The 25803-nt window shown below is 50.1% G+C and carries 26 protein-coding genes; 20 read left to right on the forward strand and 6 right to left on the reverse strand.

Translation table 11 applies throughout. The features are described 5' to 3' along the window. Positions 1 to 38: 38 nt before the first annotated feature. The 4 genes from araG to otsA all read left to right on the forward strand — a co-directional run bounded on the left by araG (position 39) and on the right by otsA (position 4910). Positions 39 to 1553, forward strand: coding sequence for an L-arabinose ABC transporter ATP-binding protein AraG (araG, locus tag K0335_RS00710; protein ID WP_002432082.1), 1515 nt, complete (start codon positions 39 to 41; stop codon positions 1551 to 1553). Positions 1554 to 1567: 14 nt separating this feature from the next. Continuing rightward, on the forward strand, positions 1568 to 2554 hold the full coding sequence (gene araH, locus K0335_RS00715) for an arabinose ABC transporter permease AraH (RefSeq protein WP_000100214.1): 987 nt from the start codon (positions 1568 to 1570) through the stop codon (positions 2552 to 2554). Between the two features lie 153 nt (positions 2555 to 2707). Beyond that, positions 2708 to 3511 carry a trehalose-phosphatase gene (gene otsB, locus K0335_RS00720; RefSeq protein ID WP_000165652.1) on the forward strand — a complete coding sequence of 268 codons (804 nt, stop codon included), beginning with the start codon at positions 2708 to 2710 and terminating at the stop codon, positions 3509 to 3511. Next, positions 3486 to 4910 (forward strand): alpha,alpha-trehalose-phosphate synthase, encoded by a 1425-nt coding sequence (gene otsA / locus K0335_RS00725; protein ID WP_000089023.1) that lies wholly within the window; start codon positions 3486 to 3488, stop codon positions 4908 to 4910. The genes otsB and otsA overlap by 26 nt, the downstream gene beginning before the upstream one ends. 6 nt (positions 4911 to 4916) lie before the next feature. On the opposite strand, the gene uspC is transcribed toward otsA, so the two are convergent. Further along, the gene (gene uspC / locus K0335_RS00730) at positions 4917 to 5345 is read right to left on the reverse strand and encodes a universal stress protein UspC (protein ID WP_046077443.1); all 429 of its coding nucleotides are present in this window, start codon (positions 5343 to 5345) and stop codon (positions 4917 to 4919) included. An 817-nt stretch (positions 5346 to 6162) separates the two neighbouring features. Between uspC and flhD the strand changes: the two genes are divergently transcribed. The 16 genes from flhD (at position 6163) to cheZ (ending at position 21570) form a co-directional block, all read left to right on the forward strand. Beyond that, the gene (gene flhD / locus K0335_RS00735; protein WP_002431607.1) at positions 6163 to 6513 is read left to right on the forward strand and encodes a flagellar transcriptional regulator FlhD; all 351 of its coding nucleotides are present in this window, start codon (positions 6163 to 6165) and stop codon (positions 6511 to 6513) included. Positions 6514 to 6515: 2 nt separating this feature from the next. Beyond that, positions 6516 to 7094, forward strand: a complete 579-nt coding sequence (flhC, locus tag K0335_RS00740) for a flagellar transcriptional regulator FlhC (RefSeq protein WP_001291584.1) — start codon at positions 6516 to 6518, stop codon at positions 7092 to 7094. A gap of 124 nt (positions 7095 to 7218) precedes the next feature. Continuing rightward, entirely contained in the window at positions 7219 to 8106 is an 888-nt protein-coding gene (motA, locus tag K0335_RS00745; protein WP_000905460.1) for a flagellar motor stator protein MotA, read from the forward strand. Next, a complete protein-coding gene (motB, locus tag K0335_RS00750) occupies positions 8103 to 9017 on the forward strand; it encodes a flagellar motor protein MotB (protein WP_000796096.1) in 915 nt (304 codons plus the stop codon). The genes motA and motB overlap by 4 nt, the downstream gene beginning before the upstream one ends. A gap of 4 nt (positions 9018 to 9021) precedes the next feature. Further along, positions 9022 to 10977 carry a chemotaxis protein CheA gene (gene cheA / locus K0335_RS00755; protein WP_072274242.1) on the forward strand — a complete coding sequence of 652 codons (1956 nt, stop codon included), beginning with the start codon at positions 9022 to 9024 and terminating at the stop codon, positions 10975 to 10977. A gap of 16 nt (positions 10978 to 10993) precedes the next feature. Next, positions 10994 to 11488 carry a chemotaxis protein CheW gene (gene cheW / locus K0335_RS00760; protein ID WP_001098483.1) on the forward strand — a complete coding sequence of 165 codons (495 nt, stop codon included), beginning with the start codon at positions 10994 to 10996 and terminating at the stop codon, positions 11486 to 11488. 269 nt (positions 11489 to 11757) lie between these two features. Further along, positions 11758 to 12327, forward strand: a complete 570-nt coding sequence (locus K0335_RS00765) for a spore coat protein U domain-containing protein (RefSeq protein WP_001038662.1) — start codon at positions 11758 to 11760, stop codon at positions 12325 to 12327. Between the two features lie 12 nt (positions 12328 to 12339). After that, entirely contained in the window at positions 12340 to 12879 is a 540-nt protein-coding gene (locus tag K0335_RS00770) for a spore coat U domain-containing protein (RefSeq protein ID WP_015953324.1), read from the forward strand. 12 nt (positions 12880 to 12891) lie between these two features. Then, complete coding sequence (locus K0335_RS00775) at positions 12892 to 13638, forward strand: molecular chaperone (protein ID WP_000836025.1); 747 nt, start codon at positions 12892 to 12894, stop codon at positions 13636 to 13638. Next, positions 13614 to 16001, forward strand: a complete 2388-nt coding sequence (locus tag K0335_RS00780; protein ID WP_104919638.1) for a fimbria/pilus outer membrane usher protein — start codon at positions 13614 to 13616, stop codon at positions 15999 to 16001. The genes K0335_RS00775 and K0335_RS00780 overlap by 25 nt, the downstream gene beginning before the upstream one ends. Next, complete coding sequence (locus tag K0335_RS00785; protein WP_000638294.1) at positions 15998 to 16957, forward strand: spore coat U domain-containing protein; 960 nt, start codon at positions 15998 to 16000, stop codon at positions 16955 to 16957. The genes K0335_RS00780 and K0335_RS00785 overlap by 4 nt, the downstream gene beginning before the upstream one ends. A 59-nt stretch (positions 16958 to 17016) precedes the next feature. Further along, the gene (gene tar, locus K0335_RS00790; protein ID WP_000483257.1) at positions 17017 to 18582 is read left to right on the forward strand and encodes a methyl-accepting chemotaxis protein II; all 1566 of its coding nucleotides are present in this window, start codon (positions 17017 to 17019) and stop codon (positions 18580 to 18582) included. A gap of 19 nt (positions 18583 to 18601) precedes the next feature. Next, positions 18602 to 19468, forward strand: coding sequence for a protein-glutamate O-methyltransferase CheR (cheR, locus tag K0335_RS00795; RefSeq protein WP_000204372.1), 867 nt, complete (start codon positions 18602 to 18604; stop codon positions 19466 to 19468). Beyond that, positions 19465 to 20514: a chemotaxis response regulator protein-glutamate methylesterase gene (locus K0335_RS00800; protein WP_219393689.1), complete on the forward strand. Its 1050-nt coding sequence runs from the start codon at positions 19465 to 19467 to the stop codon at positions 20512 to 20514. The genes cheR and K0335_RS00800 overlap by 4 nt, the downstream gene beginning before the upstream one ends. Before the next feature lie 14 nt (positions 20515 to 20528). Beyond that, complete coding sequence (gene cheY, locus K0335_RS00805) at positions 20529 to 20918, forward strand: chemotaxis response regulator CheY (protein WP_000763853.1); 390 nt, start codon at positions 20529 to 20531, stop codon at positions 20916 to 20918. A 7-nt stretch (positions 20919 to 20925) separates the two neighbouring features. Next, on the forward strand, positions 20926 to 21570 hold the full coding sequence (cheZ, locus tag K0335_RS00810) for a protein phosphatase CheZ (RefSeq protein WP_000983596.1): 645 nt from the start codon (positions 20926 to 20928) through the stop codon (positions 21568 to 21570). Positions 21571 to 21615: 45 nt separating this feature from the next. On the opposite strand, the gene cbpM is transcribed toward cheZ, so the two are convergent. From cbpM to K0335_RS00835, 5 genes are all read right to left on the reverse strand, one after another. Next, a complete protein-coding gene (gene cbpM / locus K0335_RS00815) occupies positions 21616 to 21921 on the reverse strand; it encodes a chaperone modulator CbpM (protein ID WP_000024555.1) in 306 nt (101 codons plus the stop codon). Further along, a complete protein-coding gene (cbpA, locus tag K0335_RS00820; RefSeq protein WP_000420612.1) occupies positions 21921 to 22841 on the reverse strand; it encodes a curved DNA-binding protein in 921 nt (306 codons plus the stop codon). The genes cbpM and cbpA overlap by 1 nt, the downstream gene beginning before the upstream one ends. A gap of 202 nt (positions 22842 to 23043) precedes the next feature. Further along, positions 23044 to 23400: a RidA family protein gene (locus tag K0335_RS00825; RefSeq protein ID WP_104919817.1), complete on the reverse strand. Its 357-nt coding sequence runs from the start codon at positions 23398 to 23400 to the stop codon at positions 23044 to 23046. Then, on the reverse strand, positions 23397 to 24650 hold the full coding sequence (locus K0335_RS00830; RefSeq protein ID WP_104919640.1) for a D-amino acid dehydrogenase: 1254 nt from the start codon (positions 24648 to 24650) through the stop codon (positions 23397 to 23399). Before K0335_RS00830 ends, K0335_RS00825 begins: the two co-directional genes overlap by 4 nt. 50 nt (positions 24651 to 24700) lie before the next feature. Then, positions 24701 to 25615 (reverse strand): LysR family transcriptional regulator, encoded by a 915-nt coding sequence (locus K0335_RS00835; RefSeq protein WP_104919641.1) that lies wholly within the window; start codon positions 25613 to 25615, stop codon positions 24701 to 24703. Positions 25616 to 25803: the final 188 nt, after the last annotated feature.

Here is a 25803-nt window from a genome sequence, read left to right on the forward strand (position 1 = left end):
AGAGGATTTGATAAATGACTCTGATCTACGGAGGCGCTATGCACCAGTCTACCCCGTATCTCTCATTTCACGGCATTGGTAAAACTTTCCCCGGCGTAAAAGCATTAACGGATATCAGCTTTGACTGTTATGCCGGAGAGGTACATGCCCTGATGGGAGAAAATGGCGCAGGGAAATCAACACTGTTAAAAATCCTCAGCGGTAATTACGCGCCATCCACGGGCTTTTTGGCCATTAAAGGCCAGCAAATGACATTTGCCGACACCACCGCTGCGTTAAATGCCGGGGTGGCGATTATTTACCAGGAACTCCATCTGGTACCGGAAATGACAGTGGCAGAAAACATCTACCTGGGGCAGCTGCCGCAAAAAGGGGGAATCGTTAATCGTAGTTTGTTGAACTACGAAGCGGGGCTGCAATTGAAGCATCTGGGCATGGATATTGACCCAAACACGCCACTGAAATATCTCTCTATTGGTCAGTGGCAAATGGTGGAGATAGCCAAGGCACTGGCGCGCAACGCCAAAATCATCGCTTTTGATGAACCCACAAGTTCACTCTCAGCTCGTGAAATTGACAACCTGTTTCGTGTCATTCGCGAACTGCGGGAAGAAGGGCGGGTGATCCTTTATGTTTCCCATCGGATGGAAGAAATATTCGCCCTGAGCGACGCTATCACTGTGTTTAAGGATGGACGCTATGTGACCACGTTCACCGATATGCATCAGGTCAATCATGACTCGCTGGTACAGGCAATGGTTGGGCGAAATCTTGGCGATATCTACGGCTGGCGACCGCGAACATATGGCGATGAGCGACTGCGTCTGGACCACGTCAAGGCTCCAGGTGTGCGTTCACCGATCAGTTTAACAGTACGCAGTGGTGAGATTGTCGGCCTGTTTGGGCTGGTGGGGGCAGGGCGTAGCGAACTGATGAAAGGGCTGTTCGGCGGTACCCGGATTACCGATGGCAAAGTGTTTATTGATCAAAAAGCAGTCGTGATACACAAGCCAGCTCATGCCATTGCCGCCGGAATGATGCTGTGCCCGGAAGATCGTAAATCAGAAGGCATCATTGCGGTGCATTCGGTGCGTGACAATATAAATATCAGCGCCCGGCGAAGGCATCTGCACGGTGGTTGTGTGATCAATAACGGCTGGGAAGACAGCAATGCGGCACACCATATTCGTTCGCTCAACATCAAAACACCTGGAGCAGAGCAACTGATCATGAATCTTTCCGGTGGTAATCAGCAAAAGGCCATTCTTGGTCGCTGGTTATCGGAAGAAATGAAAGTCATTTTGCTTGATGAGCCCACGCGCGGCATTGACGTTGGTGCGAAAAACGAAATCTACAACGTAATTTATGCGCTGGCGGCGCAAGGCGTGGCGGTGTTATTCGCGTCCAGCGATCTACCAGAGGTCCTCGGTGTTGCCGACCGCATTGTGGTGATGCGTGAAGGGGAAATATCGGGGGAATTACTTCATGAGCAGGCAGATGAACGGCAGGCATTAAGCCTGGCGATGCCTAAAGTCAGCCAGGCAGTCGCCTGAGTAAGGGGAATAAGATGTCATCAGTGACTACATCAGGTTCAGGCACGCCCAGGTCATCGTTTACTTTTAGCCGTATCTGGGATCAATACGGCATGTTGGTGGTCTTCGCGGTGCTGTTTATTGCCTGTGCCATTTTTGTGCCAAATTTTGCTACGTTTATCAATATGAAAGGACTGGGGTTAGCGATCTCCATGTCCGGCATGGTGGCGTGCGGTATGTTATTTTGCCTGGCTTCTGGCGACTTTGACCTTTCGGTAGCCTCGGTGATTGCCTGTGCCGGAGTGACAACGGCAGTGGTCATCAATATGACCGAAAGCTTATGGTTAGGTGTGGCGGCGGGATTATTGCTGGGCGTACTTTGTGGACTGGTTAATGGCTTCGTGATTGCACGATTGAAAATTAACGCCCTGATCACCACACTCGCAACTATGCAAATTGTACGTGGTCTGGCGTATATCATTTCTGACGGGAAAGCTGTAGGGATTGAGGATGAACGCTTCTTTACCCTCGGTTACGCCAACTGGTTTGGGCTACCTGCTCCTATCTGGTTAACGGTTGCCTGTTTAATTATTTTTGGCTTGTTACTTAACAAAACTACGTTCGGCCGTAACACCCTGGCGATTGGCGGTAATGAAGAAGCTGCAAGGCTGGCGGGTGTTCCGGTAGTGCGCACCAAAATCATTATTTTTGTTTTATCCGGGCTGGTATCAGCAGCCGCAGGGATCATTCTGGCGTCGAGGATGACCAGTGGGCAACCGATGACGTCTATCGGCTATGAACTGATCGTGATTTCAGCGTGTGTACTGGGCGGTGTCTCCCTAAAAGGTGGCATCGGAAAAATCTCATATGTGGTGGCCGGGATCTTAATTCTTGGCACGGTGGAAAACGCCATGAACCTGCTAAATATTTCGCCGTTTGCGCAGTATGTTGTTCGCGGCCTAATCCTGCTGGCAGCGGTGATTTTTGACCGTTATAAGCAAAAAGCGAAACGTACTCTTTAAGGTTTTTTTGCCCTGAGATAACTCTGAAAAGCCAGTCGCAGTCGCGGCTGGCTTCATCTTATGCCAATGGCGAGCCTCTTCTCACTGTCTATACTTACATGTCTGTAAGGCGCGTTCTGCGCGAAATAAAACAAGATAAAGGAGGAGGAACGGGTGACCAAACCGTTAACCGAAGCCCCTGAACTTTCCGCTAAATACGCCTGGTTTTTTGATCTTGATGGCACGCTGGCTGAGATCAAACCGCATCCCGACCAGGTGGCGATTCCTGACGCGATTCTGCAAGGTCTTCAGCAACTGGCCGTCCATAGCGACGGTGCGCTGGCATTGATTTCAGGGCGCTCAATGGTTGAGCTTGATACGCTGGCTAAACCATATCGTTTTCCCCTTGCCGGAGTGCATGGAGCAGAACGCCGTGACATCAATGGTAAAACGCATATTGTGCGTCTGCCTGACGCCATGGTCCGGGATATCAGCGTGCAGCTGCATACGACGCTGGCAGGCTTAACCGGAGTGGAGATTGAAGAAAAAGGGATGGCGTTTGCCCTGCATTACCGCCAGGCACCGCAGCATGAAGCGCTGTTATTTACTCTGGCGCAGCGAATTACACAAATCTGGCCGCAAATGGCGCTTCAGCAAGGCAAATGTGTGGTTGAAATTAAACCACGTGGCACCTGTAAAGGTGATGCCATTGCAGAATTTATGCAGGAGACCCCGTTTGTTGGAAGGATACCGATTTTTTGGGGGGATGATTTAACGGATGAGTCCGGCTTTGCTGTCGTTAATCAGGCGGGAGGCATATCGGTGAAAATAGGGGCAGGTGAGACCCAGGCGAAATGGCGGCTGGCGGGCGTGCCAGATGTCTGGCGCTGGCTTGCAGTAATAACCAACTCATTACAAGAACAAAAATTAGAAGAGAACAGGAGTGATGATTATGAGTCGTTTAGTCGTAGTATCTAACCGTATTGCCCCACCTGATGAGCATGCCGCCAGTGCTGGTGGTCTTGCCGTTGGTATACTGGGCGCATTGAAGGCTGCAGGGGGGTTATGGTTTGGCTGGAGCGGCGAAACGGGTAATGAGGATCAGCCGCTAAAAAAGGTGAAAAAGGGCAACATAACATGGGCTTCTTTTAATCTTAGCGAACAGGATCTCGACGAGTATTACAATCAATTCTCCAATGCCGTGTTGTGGCCCGCTTTTCATTATCGCCTTGATTTAGTTCAGTTTCAGCGTAACGCCTGGGAAGGTTATCAGCGGGTTAACGCTATGCTTGCCGATAAACTTCTACCCTTGATCGAAGATGATGACATTATTTGGATCCACGATTATCACTTGCTACCGTTTGCCAGCGAGCTGCGTAAACGCGGTGTTAATAATCGCATCGGTTTCTTTTTGCATATTCCCTTCCCGACGCCAGAAATTTTCAGTGCCTTGCCACCGGGCGAAGCGCTACTGGAACAACTGTGTGACTTCGATTTGTTAGGTTTCCAGACCGAAAATGACCGTCTGGCATTTCTTGATTGCCTGGCGGGGCAGACGCGAGTCACCACCCGCAGCTCGCGCAATCATACTGCGTGGGGGAAAGCATTTCGCACTGAAGTCTATCCGATTGGTATTGAGCCAGATGAAATTGCTCATCAGGCTTCCGGGGCTTTGCCCGCAAAACTGGCGCAATTAAAAGCGGAACTGAAAAATGTGCAGAACATTTTCTCAGTAGAGCGACTGGATTACTCAAAAGGTTTGCCTGAGCGCTTTCAGGCTTACGAAGCGCTACTGGAGAAATATCCACAGCATCACGGCAAAATCCGCTATACGCAGATTGCGCCTACCTCGCGTGGTGACGTGCAGGCTTATCAGGATATTCGCCATCAACTGGAAAACGAAGCCGGACGGATCAACGGTAAATATGGTCAACTTGGCTGGACGCCGCTTTATTATCTGAATCAACATTTTGACCGCAAACTTCTGATGAAAATCTTCCGTTATTCCGATGTCGGCCTGGTCACACCGTTACGTGACGGCATGAATCTGGTGGCAAAAGAGTATGTGGCGGCGCAGGACCCAGCTAACCCGGGTGTATTGGTACTTTCACAATTTGCTGGTGCAGCGAATGAGCTCACTTCGGCGTTAATCGTTAACCCTTATGACCGTGACGAGGTGGCAGTGGCATTGAACCGGGCGTTAACTATGTCACTGGCAGAGCGAATATCACGTCATGCGGAGATGATGGAAGTGATCATCAAAAACGATATTAACGCCTGGCAGGAACGCTTTATTCGTGACCTAAAGGAAGTCGCGCCACGAAGCGCGGAAAGCCAGCAGCGCAATAACGTGGCGACCTTTCCTAAGCTGGCCTGAGCAGGATTAACTCCCGGCAAGCGGCACCAGGAGCACATCCACTTCGCTGGAGCCAATAACACTTTTCGCTGAGCAGGATGCTCGCGAAAAGAAGCTGTGGTTATGATTACCGCAAATCACCAGATCAAACTTATGCTTGCGACACATCGCCAGAATGTGCTCGCTCATTTCGCCATAGGCAATAAAACTTTGTGCAATGGGATAACCCGCTTCTTGCTCCAGCTGGCGAAAGAAATCGTAAATCTCTTCCTGCATGACTTCACGTAAATCCTCCAGCATCGGGGCGGCAAACTGGTTATACATTTCTGGATCAGAAGCCAGCGTAATCAAACTCACGCGACCATTAAGTGGCCGCGCAATAGAAACTGCTTTGGCCAGCAATTGTTGACTTTCCGGTGTTACAGCGACAGCCACAAGTATATTGGTATATGCCATGTTATTTCCCTATAGCGATTGTTCAGTTTTAGTTCAGCACTACACGCTTTCGCAGCATAGTGCAATATTTAACTTTCTCAATAGTGTGAAGGTCATCATGATTATTAATTAAAGAATCTAATCAATGTAGACAGGTAATAATGACGATTAATTATACAAAATTGAGTCGATATATATTCACTCAGTTAGCAAAATAAATCGCTAAATATTCCAATAGCGAAATTTTTTCCTCTGGTAACATCATGAATTATATGAATTATTTTATGTTTAAAATATCCAACATACTGTTTCAAAAAGATTTTTTCGCGCGATAGCTCATCGCGGTGAGAGTTGCGTGAATAATTATCACGTTGCGTGATATTCACATTACGGTAAGCCGGACAAATGTTAAGCAAGCTATAAGTTGAATAAGATGAAAATAAGTCGACTAAATACACCACAACAGAAAAGTATTGCTAATTGATAAACATTAATTATTTTGTTGTTTTATGTGATCTGGATCACATATTTTCGATAATCGCAGCAGGCCTCCGTTGTATGTCTATGAGGCGGCGAGTAGAGTTGCGACGAATTAGGAAAAATCTTAGGTATTTGTAAGAAATCATGCGAATGTGTAAATGGATGCTACCCCTACGAGCTTCCTGTTACCCATTTATAACGTGATAGCGATTATCTGATTTTTCTTCTTACCGGTTTTTCCGGCGACATCATGGGGTGCGGAATTATCCGCATAAAAATATATACCTGGCATAATTCGAGTCGTAGCACAGGCAACTTGAAGTATGCCGGGTATAGCTGGTTATTCTGGATGAAAATAATGCATACATCCGAGTTGCTGAAACACATCTACGATATCAATTTGTCGTATTTACTCCTTGCTCAGCGTCTGATTCTTCAGGACAAAGCGTCTGCCATGTTTCGTCTCGGTATCGATGAGGAGATGGCGACTACGCTGGAAGCTCTGACCCTTCCGCAAATGGTTAAACTGGCAGAAACGAATCAACTCGTTTGCCATTTCCGCTTTGATAACCACCAGACGATTACCCGTCTGACTCAGGACTCCCGCGTCGATGACCTGCAGCAAATCCACACCGGAATTATGCTGTCCACGCGGCTGCTGAATGAGGCAAACCAACAGGATGCCTCCGAGCGCAAGAGAAGGGGCTGATCATGAGTGAAAAAAGCATTGTGCAGGAAGCGCGGGATATCCAACTGGCGATGGAACTGATCACCCTTGGCGCACGCCTGCAGATGCTGGAAAGTGAAACCCAGCTGAGCCGTGGTCGCCTGATCAAACTGTACAAGGAGCTGCGAGGCAGCCCACCGCCAAAAGGCATGTTGCCGTTCTCTACTGACTGGTTTATGACCTGGGAACAAAACATACATGCGTCCATGTTCTGCAATGCCTGGCAGTTTTTACTCAAAACCGGTCTGTGTAGTGGTGTTGATGCGGTGATCAAAGCGTATCGCCTTTATCTCGAACAGTGCCCGCAGGAGGCCGATGGCCCGGTACTGGCCTTAACCCGTGCCTGGACACTGGTTCGCTTTGTTGAGAGTGGACTGCTGGAACTTTCCAGTTGCAACTGCTGCGGTGGCAATTTCATAACCCATGCGCACCAGCCGCCAGGCAGTTTTGCCTGTAGTCTTTGCCAACCACCCTCTCGCGCTGTAAAAAGACGTAAACTTTGCCAGAAAGCTGCCGATATTATTCCACAACTGCTGGATGATCAGATCGAACAGGCTATGTAACCGAAACGGTATGGTAAAGCCCCCCAGCAGCGGTCACTCTCCACCGCTGCTTTTTTTTGCCACTTCACCCGGTTAATCCTTCGACTGCTCATCCTGTCATGATCAACAGTGGAAGGATGATGTCGTGCTTATCATATTAGGTTACCTGGTTGTTATCGGTACAGTTTTCGGCGGTTACTTAATGACCGGCGGAAGTCTTGGAGCACTCTATCAACCTGCTGAGTTGGTGATTATTGCTGGTGCCGGAATCGGGGCATTTATCGTTGGCAACAACGGTAAAGCGATCAAAGGAACCCTCAAGGCGTTACCGCTCTTGTTTCGTCGCTCGAAATATAGCAAAGCGATGTATATGGATCTGCTGGCGCTGCTTTACCGCCTGATGGCGAAATCACGCCAGCAGGGGATGTTTTCTCTTGAACGGGATATTGAAAACCCCCAGGAAAGTGAAATTTTTGCCAGTTACCCGCGTATTCTGGCAGACAGCGTAATGCTTGAATTTATTGTCGATTATCTACGTCTGATCATCAGCGGTCATATGAACAGCTTTGAAATTGAAGCGTTGATGGACGAAGAGATCGAAACCCATGAAAGTGAAGCAGAAGTACCAGCCAATAGCCTGGCAATTGTTGGCGATTCTCTCCCCGCGTTTGGCATTGTTGCGGCGGTAATGGGCGTTGTCCATGCCCTGGGATCGGCTGATCGACCCGCTGCGGAGTTAGGGGCGCTGATCGCCCACGCTATGGTGGGCACTTTCCTCGGTATTTTGCTCGCTTACGGATTTATCTCGCCGCTGGCCGGAGTGTTACGGCAGAAAAGCGCCGAAACCACCAAGATGATGCAGTGCGTCAAAGTGACACTGCTTTCCAGTCTGAATGGCTATGCCCCACCGATTGCCGTCGAGTTTGGTCGCAAGACGCTTTACTCCAGTGAGCGCCCGTCATTTGTGGAGCTGGAAGAACATGTCCGCGCCGTGAAAAACCCGAATCAGCAGGCCACTACCGAGGAAGTATGAAGAATCGTGATCAACCTATTATCGTCGTTAAAAGGCGTAAGCCCAAAAACCACGGCGGCGCGGGGCATGGTTCGTGGAAAATTGCCTACGCCGATTTTATGACCGCGATGATGGCCTTCTTTTTGGTGATGTGGCTGATTTCAATTTCCAGCCCAAAAGAGTTGATTCAGATTGCTGAGTATTTCCGCACACCGCTGGCGACAGCCATTACGGGTGGTGATCGTATCTCTAATAGCCAGAGTCCAATTCCCGGCGGGGGTGACGACTATACCCAACAGCAGGGGGAAGTTAACCGTCAGCCGAGTATTGAAGAGCTGAAAAAACATATGGAGCAAAGTCGGCTTAATCGTTTACGCGGCGATCTCGACCAACTGATTGAAAGCGACCCTAAACTACGCGCTCTGCGACCGCATCTGAAAATCGATATGGTGCAGGAGGGGTTACGTATTCAAATCATCGATAGTCAGAATCGCCCCATGTTTAAAACCGGTAGTGCCGACGTGGAACCGTATATGCGCGATATTTTGCGGGCGATTGCCCCCGTGCTTAACGGTATTCCTAATCGCATTAGCCTCGCCGGACACACCGATGATTACCCTTATGCCAATGGCGAAAGAGGTTACAGCAACTGGGAACTTTCTGCAGACCGCGCCAATGCTTCCCGCCGGGAATTGATGGTCGGGGGGCTTGAAGAAGGCAAATTATTACGAGTCGTGGGGATGGCCGCCACCATGCGTCTGAGCGATCGCGGTGGCAATGATGCCATTAACCGCCGTATAAGCCTGCTGGTACTTAATAAACAGACCGAGCAGGCAATTTTGCACGAAAACGCTGAAAGCCAGAACGAGCCGGTAAGTGTTTTATCACAGCCTGAGGCTGTTCCCACATCGCCACCAGCCAATTCGAGGTGACCGCGTGAGTATGGAATTAAGCGATTTTTATCAAACATTTTTTGATGAGGCTGACGAGCTGTTAGCTGATATGGAGCAGCATTTGCTCGATCTACAACCAGCAGCACCAGACGCCGAACAATTGAACGCCATTTTTCGTGCTGCCCATTCCATCAAAGGTGGGGCGGGAACATTTGGTTTTACGATCCTGCAGGAAACCACTCATCTTATGGAAAACCTGCTGGACGAGGCCCGGCGCGGTGAATTGCAGTTGAACACCGACATTATCAACCTGTTTTTGGAAACGAAAGACATTATGCAAGAACAGCTAGACGCCTACAAAAATGCGGAACAGCCGGATGCCGAAAGTTTTGACTACATCTGTCAGGCGTTGCGACAACTGGCGCTGGAAGCAAAAGGCGAAGCCGTACCTGCCGACGATAGCCACAGTAAATTACAGGCGGTTAAAGAGGCTGCACCGTCTACAAACGCCAATGGCAAGTTGCGCATTGTGTTGTCACGCCTGAAAAGTAAAGAAGTTGATTTACTGGAAGCGGAACTGCGCAATCTGGCGACCTTAAGCGAGGTAGTAAAAGGTGAAGATTCACTGGCAGCGACGCTGGAGGGCGATATCGCGCAGGATGACATTGTGGCGGTGCTCTGTTTTGTGATCGAAGAAGATCAGATTCATTTTGAAAACGTCACGCAACAGCCTGTGGCCCCGGTGGCAAAAGCTCCCGTCAGCGAACCACCGGTACACCGTGCAGAACGAGAAAAACCGGCCCGCGCCAGTGAATCCACCAGCATTCGTGTGGCGGTTGAGAAAGTGGATCAACTGATAAACCTTGTCGGGGAGCTGGTAATTACCCAGTCGATGCTGGCACAACGGTCGAACGAACTTGATCCGGTTAAACATGGCGAACTGATCACCAGCATGGGGCAGTTGCAACGTAATGCACGTGACTTGCAAGAGTCGGTCATGTCGATCCGCATGATGCCCATGGAATATGTGTTTAGCCGTTTCCCGCGACTGGTCCGTGACCTTGCAGGAAAACTGGGTAAACAGGTTGAACTGACGCTGGTGGGTAGCTCCACAGAACTTGATAAGAGCCTGATAGAGCGAATTATTGATCCACTGACGCATCTGGTGCGCAACAGCCTTGACCATGGTATTGAACTGCCAGAAAAACGACTGGCCAGTGGTAAAAACAGCGTGGGTAACTTGATTCTTTCCGCTGAACATCAGGGTGGCAATATCTGTATTGAAGTCACTGATGATGGAGCAGGGCTGAACCGTGAGCGTATCCTGGCGAAAGCGATTTCTCAGGGGATGGCGGTCAGTGACAACATGACCGATGACGAAGTGGCAATGTTAATTTTTGCGCCAGGCTTCTCCACTGCCGAACAGGTAACCGACGTGTCCGGGCGTGGCGTTGGTATGGATGTGGTGAAACGGAACATCCAGGAAATGGGCGGGCATGTTGAAATTCAGTCGAAGCAGGGGGCAGGAACCACGATTCGTATTTTGCTACCACTGACACTGGCAATCCTTGATGGCATGTCAGTACGCGTGGCCGACGAGGTATTCATCCTGCCGCTGAATGCGGTGATGGAATCACTCCAGCCACGAGAAGCCGATCTACATCCACTGGCGGGCGGAGAACGTGTACTGGAAGTCCGCGGTGAATACTTACCGCTGGTGGAATTGTGGAAAGTTTTTGATGTTGCGGGAGCGAAAACGGAAGCGACGCAGGGGATTGTGGTGATCCTGCAAAGTGGTAGCCGTCGCTATGCGCTGCTGGTGGATCAATTGATCGGTCAGCACCAGGTGGTGGTGAAAAACCTGGAAAGCAATTACCGCAAAGTGCCTGGGATCTCTGCCGCGACCATTCTGGGGGATGGCAGCGTCGCACTGATTGTCGATGTCTCGGCACTGCAAGGGTTAAATCGCGAACAACGTATGGCGGGTAACGCCGCCTGAACAGGACGATAAAAACATGAATACAACGAACAAATTAGCCGGCGAGCCAACGGGTCAGGAATTTCTGGTTTTTACGTTGGGGGAAGAAGAGTACGGCATTGATATTCTTAAAGTTCAGGAGATTCGTGGTTACGACCAGGTAACGCGTATCGCCAATACTCCAGCCTTTATTAAAGGTGTCACTAACCTGCGTGGTGTTATCGTGCCGATTGTCGATCTGCGGGTTAAGTTCTGTCAGGGCGATGTGGATTATAACGATAATACAGTGGTGATCGTTCTTAACCTTGGACAAAGGGTCGTTGGCATTGTTGTCGATGGTGTGTCGGATGTGCTCTCACTGACCGCTGAACAAATTCGCCCGGCACCAGAATTTGCGGTAACGCTGGCGACAGAATACCTGACTGGACTCGGAGCGCTGGGTGATCGCATGTTGATTCTGGTGAATATCGAAAAACTGCTGAATAGTGAGGAAATGGCGCTTCTGGATAGCGCGACTGCGGAAGTGGCGTAACACTTAATATCACGGCCAGCACTCTGTTTATCGGGTGCTGGCATGTGATCAACTTCACATAAGAATGAATATATCCTCTCAGTATACTTTGTTATCGCCCTGTTAATTTTCATAACAGGATGAAATATCTGATAAAACCCTGTCAATCATCCATACGCATGAATAAGCGCAACATGGGTGGTTGAATTCCCCGCCGTAAACTAAATTTCAGATTATCAGTGTGTTATCCCTTGCGGATTATTAGCTATTGCTTTTTCGGAGGTGAAGATATGAACAAGAACCATCTGTTTTTAGGTATGGCGAGTTTTTTCCTGTTACACCTTCCTTTAGCAATTGCCGTAACCAGTAGCGGTACGGTGGGGGTGACGTTGACGCTGACTAACGGCTGCCTTATCAATGGCTCGCCCAGTCAGAATGGTATCAATTTTGGGACACTCGATTTTGGTACACATCCGGCGACATTCTCTACCCTGACCACTCAACTCAGCGGAGCCAGTGGTGGTAATAGTTTTACCATCCAGTGCACAACAGCCGACTATACGGTGGAGGTGACAGGTAATACCAACGCCACTGCACCGGGAACGGTTATCGGTACGCCTGGCACACCGGGGCGCTATTTGATTAATGCCGCAGATAACACTCAGGGCGTTGCCTACAGCCTGTATAGCGACAGTGGTTATAGCAACGTCATCAGCAATAACACACCGATTCCTGTCGCCTCCAGCACCGGGGGTGTCGATAACTACACCTTGTATGGGCGTATTCAGGGCGGTGGCAATAGCGTAACGGTCGTTCCCGGTACATATACTGATACGGTCAATGTCAGCGTAACTTACTGATTTGTCATAATAATGAAAAAACCGACATGCCCCCTGTCAGGGGGCGGTGGCTTGTTTCGCCTGAGTTATGCCGTGCTAATGTTAACCGCCGTGCAAGGGCAGGCAGTGACGACACAATCTTTTCAGCTGAGCGCCACGGTTACGTCAGGTTGTGCAATCACCACGGGTAATGGCGGTGCGTTAGGCGATATCAATTTTGGCACATATAGCGGAGTGGAAAATCGTCGGGTGAGTGGCAGTTTTGTGGCGAACTCAACGCTGTCGCTGGCTTGTACCCCCGGTGTAGTCCTGAATATGAGTGTTGACGGTGGGCAAAACTACACCACCGTGCGCAACCTGCAACGAGCAGGGGGAACAGATCGTGTGCCCTATCGCTTGTACAGCAGTGCTTCGCTTGCCGCCAACAGTGAAGTTACGGTTAACCAGCCAGTATCGGTGTTGTACAGCGACAGTAATAACATAGCGCTGCCGCTATTTGGTGCAGCGACACTGACCGGATTTAGCCCGGCGGGAAATTATTTCGACAAACTTACGGTGACTTTGTCATGGTAAAAAGGGAGATGTATGAAATCGATCCTGTTTTCAGGTGCGCTGACGGCGGTGCTGTTAGCTCCGAATGCTCACGGTGCGGCAACGATATTACTCTGGCCTATCGATCCGTGGTTGGCAGCCGATAACACCGCAACCGAATTGTGGATCCAGAATCAGGGCAGTGAAGCCACCACCATGCAGGTACGCATTGTCCGCTGGCAACAGCAGGACGGTTTCGAACGGTATCAACCGCAACAAGATGTCGTCGCCAGCCCTCCTGTAGTGCGGATTGAAAAAGGTAAAAAACAGCTGATTCGACTGATAAAACAATCGCCGGTGCCAGCGGGTGTCGAACAGGCTTATCGCATTATTGTTGATGAAATCCCCCAACCTGAACAGGCCAGTAAACCGCAAATGGGGCTTAAGGTTCAGATGCGTTACTCTCTACCGTTTTTTGTTTATGGTCAGGGTATTGTCACCGCCATAGAAAACGAACATCCCACCAGGGTAGAGGCTTCAAAGCTAAGCTGGCGAGTCGTGCAGGAGCAAGGTAAACCGCTGCTGGAAGTGCGTAACCAACATGATACTCATGCCCGGTTGAGTAAAGTCTCACTGCGCCAGGGGGGCAGCCAAAAGATAATTGCCGAGGGGCTACTGGGATATGTTTTGCCTGGCAGCTACCGTCGCTGGCCGCTTCCGGCGGGGGTAACACAATCGGATTCGTTAACCGCCACGGTGAATACACAGAGTAATCAATGGCAGTCAGCGCCCACCAGGTAAGAGGCGTGGTGATGATACTGATTATCACCAGCAGTGTGCCTGAGCGTGGAATGGCCGACGACGATCTGTTACCGCCTCCACCAAATGCTCATGCCCTTGAGCAACAGGCGATTTTTCATCTCGCTCTGGTCATTAACTATTACGACACTCAGCAGGTGGTGCCAGTGACTCAGCGAAACGGTGATTTTTATCTCTCCAGGGCGGATCTGATGCGTGCCGGCCTGCCCGCCGAACAGCTTCCCGTAGGTGAAGTTAATGTTTCCCGCCTGACCCATGTCAATGCAGAGTACGACAGCAGCGGTCAGCGACTGCTTTTAACTGTTCCGCGTAGCTGGCTGCCGGAGCGGATTACGCCATTTGCCGGAGAAGCCGAACCGCAAACCGCTCATCATGGTAGCGGCGTACTACTGAATTACGACTTCTATAACAGCAAAACGCAAAATGGCAGTGGTCAGGCTACTCTCTCGCATGAACTGCGCTTTTTCAACGATGCGGGATCACTTTCTTCCACAGGATTCTGGCGTCAGAGACTTTCCGGAGCTGACGATTTGCAAGAAGGTTATGTGCGTTATGACACCACCTTCACCGCCACCAATGAACAACAGGCGACCCAGTGGCGAGTCGGGGATGTGATAAGTGATGCATTAAGCTGGAGCAGCAGTGTGCGCCTTGGTGGTGTTTACTGGGGGCGTGATTTTTCTCTGCGCCCTGATCTGGTGACCTGGCCGCTGCCGACGTTTTCCGGCGAAGCCGCAGTCCCTACAGCGGTAGATTTGTTTATTAATGGTTATCGTGCAGGATCAACCAGTTTGCAACCTGGCCCATTCACCCTGACCAATTTGCCATATATCAACGGTGCCGGAGATGCGGTACTGGTCACTCAGGACGCTGCCGGACGGCAAGTCACTACTTCGTTGCCTTTTTATGTTGCCAGTAATTTGCTTAAACCCGGAATGAGTGATGGGGCACTATCTTTTGGCGCATTGCGTCGTGAATATGGCATTGACAGCTTCAACTACGGCCCGGCGGCGGCCAGTGCTTCTTATCGTTATGGCGTCAGCGATTTTCTGACTTTAGAAGGTCACAGCGAAGTCGCTGAAGAATTAGCACTCGGTGGGGCGGGGGCAGTCGTGAAACTGGGGTACTTTGGCGTTGTGAATGGTGCCTACAGCGAAAGCCGGATGCATGGACGCAGCGGCAACCAGATCAACTGGGGATATCAGTACAGTACGGCAGCATTCAGTGTGGCGACGCAACATACCCGCCGTGAACGCGGATTTGGTAACCTGGCGCTGTACGATAACGTCGTTCAGGTCGATGAAAATAATGTACCGTTAGCGACGCTCAGCCAACAAAGCGATCAATATTCACTTTCCTTTAATATGGGGGAATTGGGCAATGTGGGCGCTGCATGGATTGGAGTGCGCAGTTTCGATGCACAAAAAACTGAATTGCTGAATCTCTCCTGGAGTCGCAATTTGTGGGGGAGTAGTAGCGTTTATCTGGCGGCCAGTCGTGACTGGCAGCAGGGTGGCTGGACAGTGGCAATGTCTGTACAGATTCCGTTGGGTGAGCGCGACAGTGCTGCGTTCACCATGGAAAAAATGCCGGATGCCGGGCAAACACAACGTATTAACTACAATCACTCAATGCCAACTGATGGCGGCTTTAGCTGGAATCTTGCATGGGCAAGGCAATCTGAAGCCAGTAATTACAAGCAAGCGACTTTGGGCTGGCGTAATGATCATCTGGAACTGCAAGGTGGCACATGGGGAGAAAGTGGCAATATGACCTGGTGGGGCGAGGCACTGGGATCGTTTGTATGGATGGAGCAGCAACTGTTTGCCGCCAATAAAATTAACGATGCCTTTGTGGTGGTGAGTACTGATGGACAAGCTGGCGTCCCGGTTAATTATGAGAATCAGCCTGTTGGAGAAACCAACCATGATGGCTATTTATTGATCAGTGGTGTGTCCGCTTATTATCCCGCCAGTTACAGCATTAATACCTTGAATCTTCCGGCAGATATCCGCCTGAAAGAGACTGAGCGAAAAGTAGCACTGCGACGGCAGAGTGGTTACCTGGTGGATTTCCCCATGGATCAGCAACAAGTCGCCAGCGTGATCCTGCATGATGAGAAAGGCCAGATACTGCCGGTGGGAAGTGAGATTTTGCTGAACAATCAGACTTCAGCAGTTGTGGGTTATGACGGTATCGTCTGGCTGGAAAATTTAGCGCCAGTTAATCTACTGCACGCCATCACACCGGATGGCAAACAATGTCAAACACGCTTATCGTTGACGCCCAATCCGCAACATAAATTAAAAACTTACGGTCCGTTGGTTTGCCGGAGTGGATCATGATCTGGCGATGGGGATGCCTGTTGCTGCTGATGTTATCAGGCAGTTGTTGGGCAGTTTGTAGTGTTAATACCACTAACGGTGCTTTGGGTACGGTTACGTCATTTGCCGTTAACAACACGGTACAAACGACCAGTGCCAGTCTTATTGTGCAATGTGACAAAGTTATCGGCTTGCTAACCAACGATACAGTAAAGCTCACTTACACCGGAGCCACGACATCTGCGACCAACCGTGCAATATTAAAGCGCAGCGATAATAGCAGTGTTGCCGATGCAATCCCCGTCCGACTCTGTACTCAAGCGGCATGTGCCGGTAATAGTGATATTAATATTGGTGGAAGCTATACCTGGAGCGGTAGCACATTATTGGATTTATTGGTCACAGCACGCTATACCCTGCCGCTGTATTTCGCCACGACCACCGGACAAAATGTTAGTGCCGGGCCGTATCAGGTCACACTGAATTTCAGTGTTACTTACAATATTTGTGCTGCGGGTGTTGGGATCTGCCTGAGTCCGCAAACGGATACTGTAGTGCGTACCCTTCAGCTCAATCTCACTGTCACCAACGATTGCATTACCATCACTGCTCCCAACGTTAATTTTGGCAGTGCGCCACTGGCAAAAAACTTCCCGGTCGTTGCGCAAGCGGTAGCGGTAACCTGTACCAAAGGCAGTAGTTACACCATTGGTATCAATAACGGTAGTTACGCCACTGGAACGGTACGCAATATGGCAAACGGTAATAACCGCCTGAGCTATGAAATCTATAAAGAAAACAGCACTAACCGTTGGGGCAGCACGGGTACGGAACGTTGGGCCAGTAGTGCATCCTCAGAGACCAGCAGTGACGGTCTTTTAAAAACGTATAGCTACACGGCCAGAGTACTGCCCAACCAGACCACGCCTCCTGCCGGTACCTATAGCGATGTTGTCGTGGTAGATATTGCCTTCTGAATAAAGTTTCCTGCCTTTCTGCCGATAACGAGGTTAACTCTTTATCAGGAAGGTGCCTTATGTTTAACCGTATCCGCGTAGTCACGCTGCTGATAATGGTGCTGGGGGTATTTGCACTGTTACAGTTTGTTTCTGGTGGTCTGTTTTTTTCTTCTTTACGCCACAGTCAGGAAAGTTTTGTCATCTCGAATGAATTGCGGGAACAGCAACGGGAACTGACCTCGACCTGGGAATTAATGTTACAGACGCGCATTAATTTAAGTCGTTCGGCTGTACGCATGATGATGGATACATCTCATCAGCAAAGTAATGCAAAAATGGAATTACTTGAAAGCGCTAAAAAAACGCTGGCGCAGGCTGCTGTTCATTATAAAAACTTTAAAAATATCGACTCGCTACCTGAGATGGTTACCGCCAGTCGCAATATTGATGAAAAGTACAAAAATTATTATGCCGCATTAACTGAATTAATTGATTTTCTTGATTACGGCAATACGGATGCCTATTTCGCTCAGCCTACTCAGAGTATGCAAAATTCGATGGGCGAAGCGTTTGCTCAGTATGCAAAAAGCAGTGAAAACCTTTATCAAAATATCATTCTCGATAATGCCAGTGATTATCGCTTTGCCCAGTGGCAACTGGCGGTGATCGCCCTGGTCGTAGTCCTGATTTTGCTGGCAGTCTGGTACGGCATTCGTCGGATGCTGCTGATCCCACTGACACAAATCATTGCCCATATTCGTGAAATTGCCACAGGCAATCTGGCGCAAGCGCTGACCATAGACGGGCGCAGTGAGATGAGCGAGTTGGCCCGCAGTTTAAATCAAATGCAGGACTCATTAGTTGAAACAGTCAAACAGGTGCGCAATGGTTCAGATGCCATCTACTCGGGCACCAGTGAAATTGCTGCCGGTAATAATGACCTTTCATCCCGTACAGAACAGCAAGCCTCTGCACTGGAAGAAACTGCCGCCAGTATGGAGCAACTGACTGCCACGGTGAAACAGAATGCCGACAACGCCCGTCAGGCCTCGCAACTGGCACAAAATGCCTCTGATACCGCGCGCCATGGCGGAAAAGTGGTGGATGGCGTGGTGAAAACGATGCATGAAATTGCCGACAGCTCCAAGAAAATTGCTGACATTATCACTGTTATCGACGGCATTGCTTTTCAGACCAATATTCTTGCACTCAACGCTGCGGTAGAAGCGGCGCGTGCGGGTGAACAGGGCCGTGGCTTTGCCGTGGTTGCTGGCGAAGTGCGTAATCTTGCCAGCCGAAGTGCAGAGGCGGCAAAAGAAATTAAAGCCTTAATCAGCGACTCAGTTGCCCGTGTCGATACGGGTTCTGTGCTGGTGGAAAGCGCCGGGGAAACCATGACCAATATTGTCAATGCGGTCACTCGTGTCACCGACATTATGGGCGAAATTGCTTCCGCATCTGATGAACAAAGCCGGGGTATCGATCAAGTCGCTCTGGCAGTATCGGAAATGGATCGCGTCACACAACAGAACGCCTCCCTGGTACAGGAATCAGCAGCGGCAGCTGCAGCTTTGGAAGAACAGGCCAGTCGCCTGACGATGGCGGTGTCGGCATTTCGTCTGACAGCGCCGGTTGTATCGTAAATATGGTTGAGAAGGCGCAATGACCTCATCGCTATCCGACGGACAAACGTCGTTTTTATCACAGATGACTCAGCGCCTGGCGCTCTCCGACAGTCAGTTTCGTCGGATATGCCAGTTAATTTATCAGCGTGCGGGGATCGTGCTGGCGGATCACAAACGGGATATGGTTTACAACCGTCTGGTCCGCCGATTACGGGTGTTGGGAATAGCTGATTTCGGTCACTATCTCAGTTTGCTGGAGGCTGACCAGAACAGCCCGGAATGGCAGGCATTTATTAACTCCCTGACCACCAATCTGACCGCGTTCTTTCGGGAGGGGCACCATTTCCCGGTGCTCGCCGAACACGCACGTCGTCGCCAGGGTGAATATCGTGTCTGGAGTGCGGCGGCGTCGACCGGAGAAGAACCGTACAGTATTGCGATCACGCTTGCTGATACGTTGGGCCTCGTACCGGGGCGCTGGCGAGTTTTTGCCAGTGACATCGATACAGATGTCCTGGAAAAAGCACGTAACGGCATTTATCGCCTCGAAGAGCTGAAAACGCTCTCTCCACTGCAACGCCAACGCTACTTTTTGCGTGGCACCGGACCACATCAGGGGCTGGTGCGAGTGCGGCAGGAACTGGTGAATTTTGTCGATTTTTCCAGCCTCAACCTGCTGGACAGACAGTATGCAGTTCCGGGGCCATTCGATGCGATATTCTGCCGTAACGTAATGATTTATTTTGACAAAACGACGCAGCAAGAGATTCTGCGTCGTTTTGTGCCACTCCTGAAACCTGATGGACTGCTATTTGCTGGTCATTCAGAAAACTTTAGCCACCTGGTGCGCAATTTCACCCTGCGCGGACAGACGGTGTATGCGCTAAATAAGGGCAAAGTATGAGTAAAATCAGAGTATTGTCGGTGGATGATTCTGCGCTTATGCGCCAGATCATGACCGAGATTATTAACAGTCACAGCGATATGGAAATGGTGGCGACAGCTCCTGATCCGCTGGTGGCGCGGGATCTGATCAAGAAATTTAACCCGGATGTGCTGACGCTGGACGTTGAAATGCCACGAATGGATGGACTCGATTTCCTCGAGAAACTGATGCGTCTGCGACCAATGCCAGTGGTGATGGTGTCATCCCTGACTGGAAAAGGTTCGGAGGTTACACTGCGGGCGCTGGAGCTTGGAGCTATCGATTTTGTGACTAAGCCGCAATTGGGGATACGCGAAGGGATGTTGGCCTATAGCGAAACCATTGCTGAAAAAATTCGCACGGCTTCTCGCGCCAGACTGACAGCCCATAAACCTCTTGCCACACCCGCAGTGCTAAAAGCCGGGCCATTACTCAGTTCGGAGAAACTGATTGCCATAGGCGCCTCAACGGGGGGGACAGAGGCGATCCGTCATGTTCTGCAACCGCTACCGCTCTCCTGCCCGGCGGTGATTATTACTCAACATATGCCACCTGGTTTTACCCGTTCTTTTGCTGAACGGCTGAATAAGATTTGCCAGATTAGTGTTAAAGAGGCGGAAGATGGCGAGCGCGTTTTGCCAGGACACGCTTATATCGCACCGGGTGATCGGCATATGGAGCTGGCACGTAGTGGTGCCAATTATCAAATCAAAATTCACGCTGGCCCGGCGGTGAACCGCCATCGACCTTCGGTAGATGTGCTGTTTCATTCGGTGGCGGCCAATGCCGGACGCAACGCGGTTGGCGTGATCCTTACCGGGATGGGCAACGATGGTGCAGGCGGTATGCTGGCAATGCATCAGGCCGGAGCCTGGACCATCGCGCAAAACGAAACCAGTTGTGTCGTGTTCGGGATGCCGCGCGAAGCGATCAATATGGGCGGTGTCAGTGAAGTGCTCGATCTCAGTCAAATTAGTCAGCAGATGCTGGCGAAAATCAGTGCCGGTCAGGCAATACGTATTTAAATCAGGAGTTTTAGATGGCGGATAAAGAACTTAAATTTTTGGTAGTGGATGACTTTTCCACCATGCGACGTATTGTGCGCAACCTGCTGAAAGAGCTGGGATTCCATAATGTGGAAGAGGCGGAAGATGGCGTGGATGCACTGAATAAACTGCAAATGGGTGGCTTTAATTTCGTTATTTCAGACTGGAACATGCCCAATATGGATGGTCTGGAACTATTGAAAACCATTCGTGCCGACGGAGCAATGTCAACGTTGCCCGTATTAATGGTCACCGCAGAAGCCAAGAAAGAGAACATTATTGCAGCAGCACAGGCGGGCGCCAGTGGTTACGTCGTCAAGCCATTTACTGCGGCTACGCTTGAAGAGAAGCTCAATAAAATCTTTGAGAAACTGGGCATGTGAGGATGTGATGATGCAACCTTCGATTAAACCTGCTGATGAACATTCAGCAGCAGACATAATTGCGCGCATCGGAAGTCTGACTCGCATGTTGCGCGACAGTCTACGGGAGTTGGGGCTGGATCGGGCAATTGCCGAAGCGGCAGAAGCCATTCCTGACGCCCGTGATCGTCTTGATTATGTCGTACAAATGACCGCGCAGGCGGCAGAGCGGGCGTTAAACAGTGTTGAAGCCTCGCAGCCGCATCAGGAGGAGATGGAAAAGGGCGCAAAATCACTAAGCCAACGCTGGGATGCGTGGTTTGACGATCCGATTGAACTGGCACAAGCACGAGAACTGGTCACTGATACCCGTCGTTTTCTTGCGGAAGTGCCGGACCATACCCGTTTTACCAATGCGCAGCTGCTCGACATTATGATGGCGCAGGATTTTCAGGATCTTACCGGACAGGTGATCAAACGGATGATGGATGTTATTCAGGAGATTGAACGCCAGTTACTGATGGTGTTACTGGAAAACATCCCTGAGCAGGACGCCCGACCGAAACGGGAGAACGAGAGCTTACTCAATGGCCCGCAAGTCGATACGTCGAAAGCGGGCGTGGTTGCCAGCCAGGATCAGGTTGATGATCTGCTGGATAGTCTCGGGTTCTGAGCGCAAACGCCGGATGACAGATTATCCGGCGTTACAATCAGTCTCTCAGGGATGATTAATAAAACGCGAAAGCCGGTGGCGCAACTGCCGGTTTTCCTGACGTAAATGAGCAATATCGTCCAGCAGTGTCAGCGCGACGGCAATACCCGGCCAGTCGAGGGCCAGCTCCCGACGCAGACGTACCGCCCGGCGTACCACCGTTGCCGCATGATCATCAAATATCCAGGTTGTCTCATTGTAATCAGCAGGTTCAACCACCCCTAAGCCGACGATCTCATACAGATCATCTTCTGAAACACCGGTATGCAGGCAAAACTCAGTAATCGTAAAACTCACCGTCACATTAGCCATTATGCTTTCCCCCAATCTTTACGCGGATCAAATGACGACTGGGCGTCTGCCAGTTGTTGCCACAGCGCAGTAGCGTTTTCATCTGGTTTTGGTGGCATCACAATTTTCAGCACGGCGTAGAGATCGCCGGTATGTTTTTTGCTCACCAGACCTTTGCCTTTCACACGTAAACGTTGTCCGGCCTGACTACCCGCCGGGATAGTCAGCAGAATGCTCTCTTTCAATGTTGGAACCGTAACTTTGCCCCCTAAAGCGGCTTCCCAGGGCGCAACAGGCACGACGATCTCCAGATCCTGACCTACCACATCAAACAAGGGATGGGGAGCGATATGAATAATCAGCCACAAATCACCATTGGGTCCGCCATTCTCACCTGGAGTGCCCTGGCCTTTCAGACGAATACGTTGACCGTTGCCAACGCCTGCCGGAATTTTCACATTGAGAGTTTTTGGGATCTCCTGCTCGACCATGCCAAAGGCGTTGTAGACAGGCAGGTTATAACTGATAGTCCGTTTATGTTCGCTGAGTGTCTCTTCAAGGAAAACGGGCACTTCAATTTCGATATCATGGCCACGCGTAGCCGGACGTTGACGTGCCTGGCGAGCATGTTGACCAAAGATCGACGAGAAAATATCGTCAAAATCTTCGGCATTAAAGCTTTGCCCATCACCATGGTGGAATTGACGATTGAATTGTGGATCGTTGCGATGCTGCCACATCTGGTCGTACTCAGCACGGCGTTGCTCGTCACTCAATACTTCCCAGGCTTCAGCGACTTCTTTGAAGCGGGCTTCGGCATCGGGCTCTTTGCTGACATCGGGATGGTACTTACGGGCCAGTCGACGATAGGCGGTCTTGATTGTCTTGAGATCGTCCGTCGGTTTCACGCCCATAATGGCGTAATAATCCTTTAATTCCATAGCATTATCTCGCGTAAATCAATACAGACAAAGGGAAACCCCTGACAAGGTATCAGTGTTAAGTGTAGGGGAAATCAGAAAAAATCGTAGGGCAGTGAAAAAAACATAACTAAAAATGATATTTTCAGCCTGAATGTTGGCAGGTAAAAGAGGGGGCGTTTAAGCCCCATGACGATGTTGGCAGGGGGCTGACAATGGGGGATTATCCCGCTTTTACCGCAGTGACCATCACTTCAACCAGAATCTCCGGGCGGGCCATCTCAGCCTGCACGGCAGCACGTGCCGGGCTATATCCTTCTGGCATCCAGTTAACCCATACGTCGTTGAAATCGGTAAAATCGCGGCTGATATCTTTTAACCATACCTGAGCGGACAAGAGATGAAATTTATCACTACCAGCTTGAGCAAGTAATGCGTCGATTTTCTCCAGCACTTCGCGCGTTTGTTGCGCGATGTCAGGAGTATTGCTCTTCGGTGTCTGGCCGGAGAGAAATACAAGATTGCCATATTCCACACTGGCGGCAAGACGAGGTTGTGGGTTATTACGTTTGATATTCAAGCTGATTGGCTCCATGTCAGTCCATCAAGGGAAATTACGGGATCTTCGCCCGACAGCAGAGCGCCTAACACCACGGCACTACCTGCCGCCAGCGTAAAGCCCAGACTGCCCTGACCAAGATTCATCCACAGATTTTGATATTTCGCCCGTCCTAATAGTGGCGGACCCGCAGGGGTGGATGGACGCATACCTGTCCATAATTCGGCATCATCGATGCCTTGCAGTTGCGGAAAACTGGAAGCTACGATCTGCTTTAAGGCATTGATTCGTTCAGGGCGCAGTTCATTACCGTCATAGCCAATATCGACCATAGCGGCGATACGCAACCGGTCACCGAGGCGGGCATAGACAATTTTATGACCATAGTCGGTGACACTGATTTGCGGTGCGATCCCCATTTCTTGTGGAAAGGGGAGCGTCAGACTGTAACCTTTCAGACCGCAGAGCGGTACGTGAGTCCCGGTTCCGGCAAGTAAATGCTTACTGCCATTACCCGCGGCAACGACATAATCATCAGCAACCAGTGTTCCTGTGCTGGTGGTAAGGGAATCAATGCGCTCGCCTTTTTTATTCAACTGCAAAACTTCACAATCGGTTTGTAGCGAAAAATTTGCGCTGGCATTCAGTTTGGCAAGTAATGCCTGGCAGAACTTATAGCAGTCCGCCGTTTCATCGCCAGGGGAGTAAATACCGCCACACAATGAATGACTAATATGTTTTAGTGCTGGTTCCAGATGAACGCACTCTTCGCGTGATAACGCCTGTTGAAATTGCGGATTAATGCCTTTTGCCGCTTTGGCTAAATCTTGCGGGCGGCGATGAATAATCAGTTTGCCAGAACGGCGCCAGTGAAAATCATCAAGATTATCTTCCAGCAGCCACTCTTCCATGACCTGACGGCTTAACAGTGATAAGCGTAAAATATGGTCGCCATTGAGTTTATTTGTCCGGCTATTGCAGGCCAGTAAAAACTCCAGCAACCAGCGCCACTGGCTAAATGACATGCGCAAACGCATATTGAGGGGGGAGTTGCTTTTCCCCATCCATTTAAGCCCCTGCATCGGTACGCCTTTATCCGCCAGAGGAGCAACGTAGCGATAACTGAGTTGCCCTCCGTTAGCGAAACTGGTGGCGACACCTGCCTGGCTGTTGCGTTCTAACAATTGCACCTGATGGCCCTGTTTTACCAGCACCCATGCTGTTGCCAGACCAATTACCCCGCCGCCAATAACTACAATGCGTTTTTTCATCACCTGAGATATCCACCGCTAATAAATGCGTTGGGGTTATGTCAAAGCATTTAGGTCTGAGGAGCAATTGACTTTTTATTTTCAGGGTATAACTCAAGGTTAATGGCTCGCAGTTGCTGACGTAATTGTTGACAGAGGAAATCGACAAATTTTTGTGTAATGGGGCTAAGTGAAACGTCGGCACGGCGTAGCAAGCAAAGATCAATTTTCATTGGCGGGGCGATGGGATGAATCGTCTCTGCCGGGAGGTTATGACGGGCAGAGAAAATATCGGTAATACTGCATCCCATTCCGCGTTTTACAAATTCCGTCGCCATGTAATAGGTCTGGACATTCAGGCGCGTCGTCAAAAAGTCACGCCGTTTGGCTATTGCATCGGAAAGGGAATAGGGGCCGGGAGAAATCCAGCGTTGCTGGTCAATCTTGTCTATTTCTACTGCGCCCTGGCGATAGTCCCGGTCTATATAAACCAGCGGAACTTCGGCTATCAGCGTCGTCATAATCTCCCCCTGTTGAATCGGCTGTAGCGTCAGGGCCAGATCAATCTCACGGAGATCAAGTTTTTTAACCAACGTTTCGGTGTGTTCTGTCGTCAGTGTCATTACCAGATTCGCATTCTGCTGGTAAAACGCAGTGACTATTTCTGGCACCAGACTTAATCCCAGGCTTGGCAGGCATCCCAGGGCTATTCTGGCTCGCGGATCTCGCGTCAGGTTATCGGCCAGCAGTCGCAGGTTGTCGAGTTCGTGATAAATCGACTGCGCTTTTTCAAAAAGTGTGAGCGCTTCGCTGGTTGGAAGAAGCTTGCCACGTACTCGCTGAAAGAGCTGAAAACCGAGTTTTTGCTCAGCGTTTTTTAACGCTTTACTGGCGGCCGGCTGGGAAATATTCAGCGATTCCGCTGCCCGTGAAAGTGTCCCGCATGTCATCACAGCATAGAAGATTTCCAGGTGGCGCAGTTTCATTAAGAGTTAACCCAGAGTTATAGACGGTAGATAAAAAGTCATTTCATGGTAACGCCAAGTTAACATAAATTTAATCTGTAACGCCTGTTCTGGTAACAATGCGTTATTTGCCCACCTAAAGGGGTTAATTACGAACTCAGAATAATACCTGTAGTACCCGGACAAACCCTCAGTGCATTTTGCTAACA

Origin of the sequence: Escherichia sp. GZ89 (genome assembly GCF_019366485.1) — a bacterium.
GTDB classification, from domain to species: Bacteria; Pseudomonadota; Gammaproteobacteria; order Enterobacterales; family Enterobacteriaceae; genus Escherichia; species Escherichia fergusonii.